The organism is Turicibacter sp. T129, assembly GCF_025594975.1.
GTDB classification, from domain to species: Bacteria; Bacillota_I; Bacilli_A; order MOL361; family Turicibacteraceae; genus Turicibacter; species Turicibacter bilis.
In genome coordinates this window covers 1-15,240 of the sequence record NZ_JAMQUU010000020.1, presented here as the reverse complement: position 1 = coordinate 15,240, position 15,240 = coordinate 1, and the positions used below count along the sequence as shown (strand labels likewise).

Here is a 15,240-nt window from a genome sequence, read left to right as displayed (position 1 = left end):
AGGGATTAGCGTCGTATTTGATAAAAAGAAAATTATTAAAATAATTTAAATGGATAGTATAGAGATACAATATTAAATAATTAAAGGGCTGTAATGTGTTTTTAACATTCAGCCCTTTTTATATAATCATTCCACTTATAGGATTAATGTTTTTTAAGACTTTTAATGACAAATATAAACAATATACTTTATAATAAAAAAAGGTATATCTATATAAGGGAGAGATGAAAGTGAAAAAGCACCCTAAATATTTGAGAGTGATAAATGCTTTAATATGTATGTGCATATTAATATCTCATTTACAGGACTTAGTTATTGTGGCAAATGCCTCAATAATAGATTCAAGTAGCTCTACTTTAACAGAGATTAGTGATGGGGGATTGAATGAAAGTACTGAAGAGAGTGAAGATTCGTTCAATACAGTGGAAAATAATGAATCTAATAGTACCTTTATTGAAGAAGAAAGTAATGAGGAGGAATTACCTTCTCAAGAAGCTATTGATATTGATGATGTATCAATAAATGATGAGATTGACTTAGAGATAGAACAAGAAGAAACTGAGTCTATTGCTGCACAGTCAATCAATTTAGTTTCAGAAGATACTGAAAGTCGAAGTGCAGGATCAGGACTTGTACAATTTAAAGTAGAGGGAACTACAACATGTGGCTACAACCATAATCTTTATCCAAATAGAGGGAAGAGTGAACATGCAACGTATATTAACTCTTGCTATGTTAACGACGCACTATATTTAGGAGAAGATGCCGATTATTATTATATTTATATTTCAGGTTATGAAGGAAAAGTTCTTAAAGAAGAACGACAAGGAAATGTTCGCATCATAGCAGAATATATTCCTGCTAATCCAGTAAGAACTGCATCTTTAGGATTAGAAGAAGCTGAAGTATTAGATGTACCTTATCTAAATTATGCTGATCAAACATTAAATGAAAAGGAAAAAGCAATTAGTTTAGCTTCAACGGGGACAGTTCAATCACCGTCATATTATGCAAATGAAGGTGGAACGTTAGTTCATTACATTACAAAAAATGTAACAATAGATAGAAATTATTCAAAGATTATTGTTGGTTTAGCACCTGAATGGATGCAACAAGGTTATAAATATTATAGTTATGATGGAATATATTTCTATAATAGTTGGCAAAATATCCGAGTGAATGGTAATGGTGCTATTAATGAGAATAGTCCATTTTATAATTATTATCAGTATCTTTCATTACGCTCTAGCTCTAATTATAATGCCCAAACACTCGATAATTATACAAACAATAATGGTGGATCTGGAGGTAAATTAGTTAATACCGGACAATATTTTAATGCAGTTCGAAATAAATATGGAGTTAATGGAACACTTCAGTATGTGATGGGGATTCATGAAAGTGGATGGGGAAAAAGTAGCATTGCAATGAATAAAAATAATTTATTCGGAATTAATGCAACAGATTCAAATCCAGGTCAAGATGCAAATCATTTTAACTCAGTAGAAGACTGTATTTACACACATGCACAGCGTTATATTTCATGGGGGTATACAGATCCTATTGATGACTGGCGTTATTTTGGAGCTCATGTTGGAAATAAAGGTAGCGGGATGAACGTTAAGTATGCATCTGATCCATTTTGGGGAGAAAAGATTGCTGGATGGTATTATCGCCTAGATCAAGCAAACGGAATGAAAGATTATAACTCATATATTATTGGAGTTAAAACTGCTAATAAAGTAGTCAATGTATATTCTTCAAACAACACGTCATCTAAAGTGTTATATCAAACTAAAAATAAGAAAAGTAATCTGAAAATTGCTGATTATCCATTTTTAATTGTAGGAGAAGAAGGTGGATTTTACAAGGTGCAAACAGATACACCAATTGTAAATGACAACCCATCTTATAGCGCAACTTATAATTGGGATAATTCGAAAGGTTATATTTCTAAAGAAAGTATTAACTATACTAGTAAATCACTAAATGGTTGGATTATTGATCAAGGATACAAATATTATTATCAGAATGGAACAAAAGTAACTGGTTGGTTAACCTTAGATAATAAAAAGTATTACTTCAATTCATCAGGACAAATGCAAACTGGATGGATAAAATTAGGTAATAAGTGGTATTACTTGAACCATGAAGGTATCATGCAAACCGGTTGGCTGCAATTAGATAATAAGAAATATTATTTAAATGCTGAAGGTATCATGCAAACTGGATGGTTACAATTAAATAATAAATGGTATTATTTCTATGAAAGTGGAAGTATGGTAAAAGGTTGGGTTGAGCGACCAGATGGATGGTATTACACAAACAATGAAGGTATCATGCAGACTGGCTGGATTAATATATCAGGAAAAACATATTATTTGACGTCAACTGGTAAAATGCATAGTGGATGGCTACAACAAGGTAGTGAGTGGTATTTCTTCTACGAAAGTGGAAGTATGGTAAAAGGTTGGGTTGAGCGACCAGATGGATGGTATTACACAAACAATGAAGGTATCATGCAGACTGGCTGGCAAACTATCAATGGTAAGAAATATTACTTCTATTCTTCTGGATTAATGGCTACTAATACAGTCATTAATGGCTATAAAATTGGTGCAGATGGAGCAGTAATTTAAAATTTAATTAATAGAAAAGAGGATGATGGTAAAGTAAATTTATCATCATCCTCTAATATGCTAAAAGATGATGATTGAAAAGTATTAATAAGCTAAAATCAATTTATTAATACTTTTCATATTTTTTTATATAATAAGCGCATCATAAAGAGGTTAAAGAAGAAAAATATTTGCTATTAAGAATGATAGTATTTTTATAATAATTCTTTGTATCACTTTTATGATTATTTTTAAAAAGGATATGAAAAGTATTAGAAAACTAGGAAGGTGTGAGGGTTATGAGTATCTTTGATATAAGTATTATTATTCCTGTTTACAACACAGGAAAGTTAGTGGAAAAATGTTTATTACCTTTGTTGAAACTGGATGATGATTCACTGGAGGTTATTTGTGTAAATGATGGATCTAAGGATGATTCATTAGAAATATTAAGAGAGATTAATGAGCAATTTCCAAAGATGAAAATCATAAATAAAGAAAATGGTGGCTTATCAAGTGCCCGTAATTGTGGATTAGAGGTGGCAACAGGAAAATATATATTCTTTCTTGATAGTGATGATTGGCTAGATATTGAGTCGTTTTTGAGTCTAAAAGATTATTGTAAGGGTGATTATGATATTATTCATGGAAATTTTGATTACACGTATGAAGATCAAGATCCTATTAAGAATAAACCGCAGTATGAAGTAGAGGGGATAAGTGGTCAAGAGTTTTTAAGTAAGGCACTATTAACTAATCAGTTCTCTATACCTGTTTGGATTAACTTGTATAAAAGAAGCTTTTTACAGGATAATGAATTAAAATTCATGGAAGGTATTTTACACGAGGATGAAGAGTTTAATATGAAGGCTTTTCCGTTAGCCAATAGCATTATAAGTAAAAATATTTACTTCTATGAATATTTCCAGCGTCTAAATTCAATTACAAATAATGCCAATAACGGTGAAAAAAGATTTCTTGATATTTTAAAAATTTCAGATGAAATTCATTCATATAGTAGGCTGCATCAATTCAATTCATCATTTATGAAAGTAATAGATACTTATATGGCACTTGTTATTATTTCAGGTTATATTCGAATTCAAGATAAAACAATAGCGAATAAATATTATTCGAAAGTCAAATCAATGAAATTATATCAATTAATCACACCATTTAAATTAGAATTTCAAGTACTTAGAATAATGTTAAAATATTGTCCTAAATTGTTCTTTACTTTATATCGATTATATTTTGACTTAACTAGTAAAAAGATATAGGAAGTTTAGCATTGTTTAAAAAATGTAGTAAGGGAGAGAAAAGTGATGAAGCTTTTATTAGTTATCATTCTATTCTTAGTATATTTCCACTATATAGGGAATTATATTTATCAAGTTTTTAATAAATATTTATATTGGAATAAATTTAAGTTTCCAATTGGTTTTATAACAACGATTGGGATGATTCAGCTTGTTTCATTCCCGATGACTTATCTTCATGTTTCCATGAAGGTAGCAAGTATGGTTTATTTGTTTATTTTGGCAACACTGTTCTTATTGGCAACTATTTATTTTATTTGGAAGAGAATTCATCATTCCTATTTATCTTCAGAAAAGAATTTAAGAGAACATTTATTTTTGGGGTTAATTGTAATAGGATTTAGTGGTTTACATCTTGCTTTAACGTTTTTCACAAATTCATTAAATGTTGCGTCTTCTGATCAGAGTTTTTATATTACATGGATTGAAAATAATGTAAATGCTGATCAAATTAATATGATTACGCCTTTAACAGGGGTTATTAGCCCGCTACATTTATTTTATAATTTCCAATCATACTTTGTTTTCTTAAGTTTTATTAGTCAATTATTCGCGCTACCGAGTATTCTTATTTCAGTTTGGGCTGCCCCAGTTATTTTGTTAACTTTTATTGCAACGAGTATTTTAAATGCATGTAGTTATTTTAAAATTAAACATAAAGGTTTAATTTTTTGTTTCTTTGTAATAGCGTTTATATTTAACTTTTGGCCAATTGAAAGCCTAGCAAAGTATAATATGTATATTGGACATTTAAGAAGTTATATATTTATCTTTATTATTATTTTGTACTATGAGTTGTTTAACAAAAATAAATTAAGCCATGTTTTTACCAATTTAGTTTGGTTGGCTGCAATTGCGGTACAATCAACTGCCCTATTTAATGGGTATCTTTTTATTGCAGCTCTAATTTTATATGATCTCTTTATCGCTAAGAAAAAACTGATTTTTGAATTATTCAAAAGCTCACTAGCTTTACATTTATATTTATTTTTCTTCTTAAGATATTCATGGCACTATAAAATATCAACTGCTGGTTTAATATTAGTCTTAATTGGACTTTTAATGGATAAAGTTCCAGTGATAAAAGAAAAAATTATTACATGGATTTATCATGATAATATGAAAAAGGCGGTTATTTGGGGATATGGAGCATTGGTTTTACTAGTATTAATTATTACAAATTATGGTTATATAAATCCACCAATTAGTAGTAGTTATTTCGTTGAATATTTATCAGACTATTATTTTAATAATACTTATTATAGCTTAATGCCGTTCTCTTTATTAAATACAACATTAAAATTAATTTTCTTAGGCTTAAATATCTATTTAATAACGAAAGTAAAAACATTAAAAGATCCTATGAAGTTCTTTATTCAACTACAAATTATCTTTTTCATTTTCTTCTATAATCCATTGGTAGCACCATTTATTAGTACTTTTATAACAGGGTCGGTATTCTTCCGTCTTAGGGATGTTATATATTTTGTCCCATTTACTATTGTGTGTTTCTTATACGCAATGGACCATTTTAAATATGGAAAAAAATTCATTGTAGGTGTAACAATATTAGGTGGTCTCTTAGGAGTTATAAATATATATGAATATTTAACGTTCTCTTATAATAAAATACCGGATTCAATCAACTATGAGTATGCTTATCGATTACCAAAAGATACAGTGAAAGTTGCTCAATTTTTAGATGAGTATATTACAAATGAATTATCAGCGGATGACCAAGACATAGATCGACCACTAGTCTATAGTGTGAATCGTCAAATAAACTATTTTTCACATAGTTATGAAATGTTTTATACTATTCATGAAGAGCGAAATTTAAAAAATATAAATATGGAAGAAAGCTTAAAAGCGTTAGATAAGTATGCATTAGAAGAGTTAGTTGTTAACTCTGAAAACTATAAAGATGAGCTTTATAGATACGGTTGGATGCTCTTAAAGCATAATATCGATTTTATTGTTTTAGATAATAGTGTTTCAAAGAGTATTAAAACTATGACAACTCAGTACTATGATAAAATTTATAATAATGATACATTTAGTGTTTATGAGTTAAAGAAAAGACGATAGGTTTTAATTAAAGGAGAAAAGAATGTACGATGTAAGTGTAATTATTCCAGTCTATAATTCAAGTAAATATTTAAGAAAATGTCTAGATTCGATTGTTTTTCAAACATTAGAGAATATTGAAGCTATTATTGTTGACGATGGTTCAACAGATAACTCATTACAGATTGCGGAAGAGTATGAACAAAACTATCCTCATAAAGTGAAGGTGTATAGTGTCCCGAATGGGGGGCAGGGGATTGCACGTAACTTTGGTGTCACAAAATCAAGTGGAGAGTTTATAGCATTTGTGGATTCAGATGATTATGTTGATTTAAAGATGTATGAGACATTAGTTACCTATGCTAGAAACCATCAATCAGATTTAGTTATTTGTCCGTATAGTCGTGTCGATGAAGCGGGAAATTTACTACATACTGAGATGCAAAATGTTGAACATTCAGTGACTAGTATGAATAGTGGACCAACAAATAAATTATTTAGAAGAGATATATGGGTCAATAATTCTGTAAGATTCTCAGAAAATTTATGGTATGAAGATTTAGAGGCAACATTAAAGTATGTTTTCAATTGTGAGGCAATTGGCTGGATTGATGAAATGCCGTTATATTATTATGTTCAACGCTCTAATTCCTCAATTAATTTATATGATGAGCGAGTTAATGATATTTTTAAAGTTATTGATAATGTATATGAATATGTCAAGGAAAAAAACTTATTAGAGGGTCATTACCAAGAAATTGAGTATCATTGTATTATGCATTTAGTTTTCGGTCATTTATCAAGATGTGTTGGGGAGAAGAGCTGGATTAAAGTTCACGGATACATTAAACAAACGAAAGCATATTTACAGGAAAAATTTCCAACTTACTATAAAAATAAATACTTTAAATGGGAGAATATTAAAGATCAATCTCTTTTCATGAAAGTATTAAAAGTAGTTGGATTACGTTTATTCTACTTTAATTTATTTGATAGTATTTTACTAGTCTATCGAGTGAAAATGAAGTTTAATAAAAATATTAAGAGATGGTAATTCAGCCGTTAAATTTGAGAGGTGCAACAATGGAAAATGAAGAGTTAAGAAAATTGCAACTTTATCAATTAGATATTTTAAAAGAAGTCGATCGTATTTGTCAGAAACATCATATAAAATACTATATTTCTTGGGGAAGTTTGCTTGGAGCTGTTAGGCATAAAGGGTTTATTCCATGGGATGACGATATCGATATCTCATTATTTTGGGATGATTATGTTAAATTTATGGAAGTATGTCAGGAAGAGTTAGATGAACGCTTTTTTCTACAAAATCCAGAAACAGATTCAGGATACTTTAGACCATGGGCTAAAGTTCGTATTAATGATACAACTTCTATGGACAAAGAGTTAGATTTTGTAAAAATGCATTGGGGAATCTGTATTGATGTATTCCCAATTATCTCGATTCCAACAAAAAAAAGTAAGCAGCATTATCAAAAAGTGTTAATTATTTTATATCAAATCATGTGCTTTGAGCCATTAATTAGATCAATGGTAAAAGATAATAAAAGTTTAAAAGGTTATTTACGTGCGTGCTTATATATTCCGTATATTGGATTTTCTATTATTCCATCTAAATTAAAGAGAGCAGTGAAAAAAAGGATACTTCAGAAAATTATTGACTTACAAGAAAAAAAATCTCCTCTTTGTGGAGAGGCCTTAAGTATGAATTATGAAAAATCTATTGTTCCAACACAGATGTATGGGGAACCTGTTCGAGTTGAATTTGAAGGTCAGGAATTTAATGCACCGGAAAAGTATATTGATTACTTAACAAACTTTTATGGAGATTTTATGAAGTTACCGAAGGAATCAGAACGAACAGGACATGGAGATACGATTATTAGTTTTGAGTATCAAGCGAATAAATAGTCGAAAAGGTGTGAGATTAATGCCACACCTTTTTGATTGTTGAATAATTTGTAATATCGCTAATAGGCATTTACTATGTTATCGATTGATGTTAAAATTTTGTAATATACTGTTGAACAAAAGAAGGTGAAGAAGAATGAGTCCTATCAAATATATTGGTATTTTTGATTCCCCCTACTGCTTATTAATATATTTATTAAACTTTACAAATCAGGTGGATGAAACTTACTTTTTTATTTCAGATGGAATCAACCCGAGTATTACAAAAAACTTACCAAAAAACTTTCATGTGATGAGTAATCAAAAGTTAAAGAAGAAATCTTATTTGTTAAGAAAATTAAGTGAGTTAGGTGCGGTTTTAGCTTTGAATCGAATACTTGGTAAAGCGATTAAGCCCTATAAAAAGGAGATAGTTCAAGCTTTTGGCCAGGATCATATCCCAGGAGGTAATTATTTTGTTTCCCATTATCCTTTTACATTGCTTGAAGATGGATTGGCTAATTATACAGAAATTAAAGATTGGACAAATCTTAGTTTATTTTATCGTATTTTATATAAAGTTTTTGGAATTCGCCAGACCTTTGGTTTAGATGATAATGTAAAAGATATTTATTTAACAGGATTAGCAGAAATTCCAAGTTGCATTGAAGATAAAGTGCATCTTATTAATTTAAAGGATTTATGGCGTAATAAGTCATTAGATGAAAAGGAAAAAATCTTGAATATTTTCAACTTCAATTTAGAAAAAATAGAGGAAATGAAAGATTATCCATACTTATTACTCACTCAACCATTATCTGAAGACTGTTTAATGACTGAAGAAGAGAAGGTTAATCTTTATAAAGAAATTGTTAAAGACATGGATGAAGACTTATTATTAATTAAAGTTCATCCACGCGAGGTCACAGATTATAAAAAACATTTTCCAAAGAGTTATGTGCTATCAGAACCGTTCCCAGCTGAGTTGCTACGTTTTAATGAGATTCAATTTAAAAAAGTGATTACGTTATTTTCAACAGCAGCTAATGATTACTTAGATTCAGAAAGTGAACTAGTATTTGTCGGAACTGAGTGCCATCCAGCCTTAGTCAATCAATTTGGAATTATCCGCTATAATAAGAGGATGAATAAACTAGAGAAAATAGGATGAAATTATGAAAGATAACTTTATAAAATCAAGTGCCATTTATTTTATAGGAACACTATTACTGAGAGGAATTTCCTTTTTTACACTTCCGATTTATACAAGGTTGATGCTTCCAGAAGATTATGGATTATATTCATTATTTACGGCAAGTTTATCAATTGTCACTATTTTTATTGGACTACAAATTCAGGGAACGGTCAATTTAAGTTATAATAGTCGAAGTGAAGAAGAATTCGAATCATATGTCGCTAATATATCAATTTTTCCGTTTATTATTTTACTTTTATGCTTAGGAGCTTTAGTAATCATCCCAAGTTTGATTAATGTCTTACAAGTGCCATCTTTAATGTATGGTGTAATGATGTTAGTTCAAGCATTTATTGGAGTTGTTGTGAGCATTTACACTTCCGAGTTAATTATTAAGAAACAACCGAAGAAGCATTTATGCTTCTCTTTAGTATTCACCTTATTAACTGTTCTATTATCAGTTAGCTTTGTGTTAATGATGAGAAATCAGTCGTATTTCGCGATGGTGATGGCGAGTACATTAGCTAACACTATTGTTTTTAGTTATATTTTTATAAAATATGTTAAGAGAGTTAATGTTAAATCTTTAAAGCAGGATTGGTTACATGGTCTAAAGCTATCACTACCATTAATCTTTCATGTTTTATCTCATCAGGTGTTAAATGTGGCTGATCGTTTTATGCTAGCTTACTTCAAAACAGATATTGATGTTGCTATTTATAGCGTAATATATAGTGTAGGAGCGATTGTTCAGATGATTTGGACGTCAATTAATAATGCATGGGTTCCATGGTATTTCGATCATTTAAGAGAAAAATGCTATGATTTAATTAAGGTTTATGCTAAACAGTACATTATCTTCTTTTCCGTTGGAACGACCTTATTCTTACTAGCGTCTCCTGAAATAACACTAGTTTTAGGAGGTAAGCAATATGAAAGTGGAATTTATTCTGTTCCATTAATTGTACTTGCTTATTTCTTTGTTTTTCTTTACGGGTTTTATGTTAATTATGAGTTTGCAAAAGAGAAGACAACCATTATTCCAATTGCTACTTTACTAGCGGCGATCGTAAATATTGTCTTAAATATTTATATTATTCCGAAGTACGGCATTATAGGTGCTTCATTTACAACAGCTGTTTCATACTTCTTAATGCTAATGTTCCACTATATTGTCGTTGTAAAAGGAATGAAGCATCGAGATTTTCCAGATTATTATATGTGGATAAGTATATTCGCTATCTTCATAAGTATGTTAGTGACTTATTTAGCTATTCATCATTTTATTATTCGATGCATCTTGTGTATTAGTATTATTATAGTATATTCACTGTATTTGTATTATTTTGTTATGAAAAGAAATCAACTTAAATTAATAAAAAAATAGGAGAAAAATATGAAATCAAATAAAAAATTCCTCGCTTTGATTCCAGCCCGTGCAGGTAGTAAAGGGATTAAAGATAAAAATATTATCGATTTAAAAGGAAAACCATTAATTGCATACTCAATTGACGCCGCCTTAAAATCAAAATATATTGATCGCGTCGTTGTTTCAACAGATGGAGAAGATATTGCAGCAGTAGCGAAGGAGTGGGGAGCAGATGTCCCATTCTTAAGACCTGATTACTTAGCATCAGACACAGCAAAAACGATTGATGCCGTATTGCACTGTATTGAAGCATTAAAAAAAGCAGGAGATTCTTATGACTATCTTGTTTTATTACAACCAACACAACCATTACGAAAGCCATTCCATATTGATGAAGCAATTGAGAAAATGTTAGAGTTAGAAGCTGAGTCATTAGTTAGTGTTTCAAAGGTTAAAGAGCATCCAGTATTAATTCGTACAATTGGTGAAGATGGAAAACTTCAAAATTTATTAAATTGTTCAAGTACGGTTCGTCGTCAAGATTTCCCTGATTTTTATCGAGTAAATGGAGCAATTTATATTAATAAAATTGATGAAAATTTAAATGAAACAACAAGTTTAAATGATAATATCATTCCATATGAAATGGCACATGAGTATGATGTTGATATTGATGAATTATTAGATTTAAAAATTGCAGAATTAATGTTAGAAGATAACTAGGAGGAAATTTAATGCGCGGTTTTACAATGATTGACTTAGCAATTGTCATCATTTATTTAGCTGCAGTTTTATTTGCAGGAATGTATTTTTCTAAGAAAAAGATGACAGGAAAGGAATACTTTAAAGGAGATGGAACGATTCCGTGGTGGGTGACATCAGTTTCAATCTTTGCTACCTTACTAAGTCCAATTTCTTTTTTATCAATTGCTGGAAACTCTTATAATGGAACTTGGGTATTATGGTTTGCTCAATTAGGAATTTTCATTGCTGTTCCACTAACCATCCGATTATTTTTACCCGTGTATAGTAAGCTAAAGATTGATACGGCTTATCATTATTTAGAACTTCGTTATAAAAGTAAAGGGCTTCGAGTACTAGGAGCTTTATTATTCATTATTTATCAAATCGGGCGTATGTCAATTATTATGTACCTACCTTCAGTTGTATTAGCTCCTTTAGTTGGGATTAATATTAATGTTTTAATTATCATTATGGGAATTATTGCAATTGTTTACTCATATGGTGGTGGATTAAAATCAGTATTATGGACAGACTTTATTCAAGGATTAGTATTAATTGCAGGTGTTGTTTTCACGTTAATCTATTTAGTATTCTCAATTGATGGTGGAATAGGAACGATTTTTACCACATTACAAAATGGTAAATTTTTAGCTCCAAATGAAGTTGTTTTTGATCCGAATATTCTAAAATCAAGTGTCTTCATTATTTTAGTTGGAGCAGGAATTAATACGTTTTCTTCTTACATTTCAAGTCAAGATGTTGTTCAACGCTTTACAACAACAACAGATATTAAAGAATTACGCAAGATGACATTTGGAAATGGATTTTTATCAATCGGAACGACAACGGTTATTTATCTAATTGGGACAGCTTTATTTGTTTTTTATCATCAAAATCCACAATTATTACAAACAGCACATCAAGACCAAATTTTTGCATCGTTTATTGTTTATCAGTTACCGATTGGAGTTTCAGGAATTTTAATCGCTGCAATTTATGCTGCCTCTCAATCAACGTTATCAACGGGGTTAAATTCTGTGGCAACGAGTTGGGTTCTAGATATTCAAGATAGTTTTAATCGTCAAATCTCTGAAGAAAAACAAACAAAGATTGCAAAGTTAGTTTCACTTGGTGTTGGTATTATTGCGATTATTGTTTCAATGATTTTAGCGAATGGAGAAATTAAATCGGCATATGAATGGTTTAATAGTTTTATGGGATTAGTACTAGGAGTCTTAGCAGGAATCTTTGTGTTAGGAGTTATCACTAAAAAGGCGACAAGTATGGGAGCTTATGCAGGATTTTTTACATCTGCTATTATTGTGATTAGCTTAAAGTATAATCATCCAGAAGTTACATCATGGAGTTATGCAATTATTTCAATTGGAGTCTCATGTATTATTGGATACATTATTAGCTTAATTCATTTAGGTATAAAAAAGCAAAAATCAGAAAATTGTTAATAGACGGGTATAGGAGATGAATGGAATGAAAAACTATATGCAAATTGGAAATCGAAAAATTGGTGAAGATTATGCACCATTAGTTATTGCCGAGATTGGAATTAATCACGAAGGATCATTAAAAACAGCGTTTGAGATGGTAGATGCGGCTTATGCAGCTGGTGCGGAAGTAATTAAACATCAGACACATGTTGTTGAGGATGAAATGTCAAAAGCCGCAAAAGAAGTGATTCCAGGAAATACAGATGTTTCAATTTATGACGTCATGGCACGTTGTGCTTTAAATGAGGAAGATGAGATTAAATTAAAAGAATATGTTGAATCTAAAGGAATGATTTTCATCAGTACTCCATTTTCACGTGCAGCAGCGGAGCGGTTAGAGCGTATGGGGGTTCAAGCCTATAAAATTGGTTCAGGAGAATGTAATAATTATCCATTAATCGATTTAATTGCCTCATACGGCAAACCAATTATTTTATCAACGGGAATGAATGATATTGAAAGTATCCGTAAATCAGTTGAAATCATGGAGAAACACGGGGTTAAATATTCGTTATTACATTGTACCAATCTTTATCCAACACCGGCTCATTTAGTTCGTTTAGGTGGAATGATTGAATTACAAAATGAATTCCCTAATGCCATCATTGGGTTATCTGATCATACGATAAACAACAACGCTTGTTTAGCAGCAGCAGCTTTAGGGGCATCAGTTTTAGAACGTCACTTTACAGATTCAAAAGACCGTCCAGGACCAGACATCATTTGCTCAATGGATCCAAAAGAATTAAAAGAACTCATTGATGGAAGTGCTCAAATCCAACAAATGCGTGGTGGAAAAAAAGAAGCAGCTAAAGAAGAACAAGTGACCATTGATTTTGCATTTGCCACAGTTGTAACAACAAAAGAGTTAAAAAAAGGTGATGTTTTAACTCATGATAACATTTGGGTAAAACGTCCAGGTACAGGTGAAATTAAAGCTGAACACTATGAATCATTAATGGGGCGTGTCATCAATAAAGATATCGAATGTGATGAGCATCTTTCATGGGCTGATTTGGAGGCGTAACAATGAAGAAGATACTTTTTTTAACAGGAACACGTGCTGATTATGGAAAATTAAAATCATTAATGAAAAGGGTTGAAACAGATTCACATTTTGAATTACACGTCTTTGTAACCGGAATGCATATGTTAAGTAAATACGGATCAACTTATCATGAAGTAGAAAAAGATGGATTCAAAAATATTTATAAATATATTAATCAAAAATCAAGTTCACATGACCAAATGGATATCTCACTTAGTAACACGATTACAGGATTGAGTAATTATTGCGATGAAGTAAAACCCGATTTAATTGTGGTTCATGGGGACCGTTTAGAAGCTTTAGCAGGAGCTATCGTTGGAGCTTTTAATAACATCAAAGTCATGCACATTGAAGGTGGAGAAGTGTCAGGAACAATTGATGAATCGATTCGTCATGCGATTACAAAAATGGCTCACTTCCACTTGGTAGCGAATGATGAAGCGAAAAAACGTATTTTACAATTAGGAGAAAAAGAAGAATCAGTCTTTGTTTTTGGATCACCTGATTTAGATATTATGTATTCAGATACTTTGCCAAACATGGATGAAGTAAAAGACAAATATGAAATTCCATTTGAGACATTTAGTATTTTAATGTATCATCCAGTGACCACAGAAGTGGATCACTTACCACAGAAGGTTAAAAATGTCGTTGATGCCGTTATTGAATCGGGTAGACAATATGTTGTGATTTATCCAAATAACGATCATGGAAGTGACATTATTTTAAAAGAGTATAAGCGATTTGAAACTCATCCAAACTTCTTAGTTTATCCATCTATGCGTTTTGAATATTTCTTAACATTACTAAAAAACTGTGACTTCATTATTGGGAATTCAAGCTCGGGAATTCGTGAAGCGTGTGTTTATGGAAAGATGGCGATTGATTTAGGATGCCGTCAAAGTGGGCGTTATAGTGAAGAGACAATCAATATTCTTCACTGTGATGAAGTCACGGATCAAATTTTAAGCTCGATCCAAGCTGCTCTTCATATTCATCCGGATTGTGCCTCATATTTTGGAGATGGAAAAAGTGATGAAAAGTTTATAGATATCCTCAATAATTCAACGGTTTGGACAACCGAAATTCAAAAACGATTTAATGATATTGATTTCTAAAATTAACCTTTAATGATATTTTTTTATAAATAGCATTGATACAGGTTTAGATTATAAGGTGAAATAAAATATCACTTGAAAATGAACATGATAGAATTGTGATTATAAAGAAACTAAATATTAGCTTAGAGCCTAGAGTGACTATGCCATAAACTTTAGATATACATGAAGGGGAGATTGACTATAAAAAAAATAAAAGAGCTTGATATTTTAAGTGGTATTGCGTAAGCGGGTAATATAAACCTGTCTATTTTGACCTCCAACTTTGAGCTAAAATGAAGCTATCAAAGAAAAGGAGGTCAATTTTTTTATGAAAGAGAATCCAATCATTGTTCCCGTTCAGCTAGAT

General features: G+C 30.6%; 11 protein-coding genes. All 11 read left to right on the top strand.

The window, feature by feature from the left end; translation table 11 throughout:
* The first annotated feature begins 317 nt into the window (after nucleotides 1–317).
* The 11 genes from NEH75_RS04280 to neuC all read left to right on the top strand — a co-directional run bounded on the left by NEH75_RS04280 (nucleotide 318) and on the right by neuC (nucleotide 14,891).
* The gene (locus tag NEH75_RS04280; RefSeq protein WP_262940837.1) at nucleotides 318–2,639 is read left to right on the top strand and encodes a glucosaminidase domain-containing protein; all 2,322 of its coding nucleotides are present in this window, start codon (nucleotides 318–320) and stop codon (nucleotides 2,637–2,639) included.
* Between the two features lie 278 nt (nucleotides 2,640–2,917).
* Nucleotides 2,918–3,898: a glycosyltransferase gene (locus NEH75_RS04275; protein ID WP_262948569.1), complete on the top strand. Its 981-nt coding sequence runs from the start codon at nucleotides 2,918–2,920 to the stop codon at nucleotides 3,896–3,898.
* Nucleotides 3,899–3,943: 45 nt separating this feature from the next.
* On the top strand, nucleotides 3,944–6,025 hold the full coding sequence (locus NEH75_RS04270) for a DUF6077 domain-containing protein (protein WP_262948568.1): 2,082 nt from the start codon (nucleotides 3,944–3,946) through the stop codon (nucleotides 6,023–6,025).
* Nucleotides 6,026–6,047: 22 nt separating this feature from the next.
* The gene (locus NEH75_RS04265; RefSeq protein WP_262948567.1) at nucleotides 6,048–7,058 is read left to right on the top strand and encodes a glycosyltransferase; all 1,011 of its coding nucleotides are present in this window, start codon (nucleotides 6,048–6,050) and stop codon (nucleotides 7,056–7,058) included.
* A gap of 29 nt (nucleotides 7,059–7,087) precedes the next feature.
* A complete protein-coding gene (locus tag NEH75_RS04260; RefSeq protein WP_212724106.1) occupies nucleotides 7,088–7,933 on the top strand; it encodes a phosphorylcholine transferase LicD in 846 nt (281 codons plus the stop codon).
* Nucleotides 7,934–8,069: 136 nt separating this feature from the next.
* Nucleotides 8,070–9,083 carry a glycosyltransferase family 52 protein gene (locus NEH75_RS04255; protein WP_262948566.1) on the top strand — a complete coding sequence of 338 codons (1,014 nt, stop codon included), beginning with the start codon at nucleotides 8,070–8,072 and terminating at the stop codon, nucleotides 9,081–9,083.
* A gap of 4 nt (nucleotides 9,084–9,087) precedes the next feature.
* The gene (locus NEH75_RS04250; RefSeq protein WP_262940830.1) at nucleotides 9,088–10,494 is read left to right on the top strand and encodes an oligosaccharide flippase family protein; all 1,407 of its coding nucleotides are present in this window, start codon (nucleotides 9,088–9,090) and stop codon (nucleotides 10,492–10,494) included.
* Between the two features lie 9 nt (nucleotides 10,495–10,503).
* Nucleotides 10,504–11,199, top strand: coding sequence for a cytidylyltransferase domain-containing protein (locus NEH75_RS04245; RefSeq protein ID WP_262940829.1), 696 nt, complete (start codon nucleotides 10,504–10,506; stop codon nucleotides 11,197–11,199).
* Nucleotides 11,200–11,210: 11 nt separating this feature from the next.
* Nucleotides 11,211–12,683 (top strand): sodium:solute symporter, encoded by a 1,473-nt coding sequence (locus NEH75_RS04240; protein ID WP_262940828.1) that lies wholly within the window; start codon nucleotides 11,211–11,213, stop codon nucleotides 12,681–12,683.
* Nucleotides 12,684–12,708: 25 nt separating this feature from the next.
* Nucleotides 12,709–13,752, top strand: a complete 1,044-nt coding sequence (neuB, locus tag NEH75_RS04235; RefSeq protein ID WP_237257727.1) for an N-acetylneuraminate synthase — start codon at nucleotides 12,709–12,711, stop codon at nucleotides 13,750–13,752.
* Nucleotides 13,753–13,754: 2 nt separating this feature from the next.
* Nucleotides 13,755–14,891 carry a UDP-N-acetylglucosamine 2-epimerase gene (gene neuC / locus NEH75_RS04230; RefSeq protein ID WP_262940827.1) on the top strand — a complete coding sequence of 379 codons (1,137 nt, stop codon included), beginning with the start codon at nucleotides 13,755–13,757 and terminating at the stop codon, nucleotides 14,889–14,891.
* Nucleotides 14,892–15,240 lie beyond the last annotated feature (349 nt).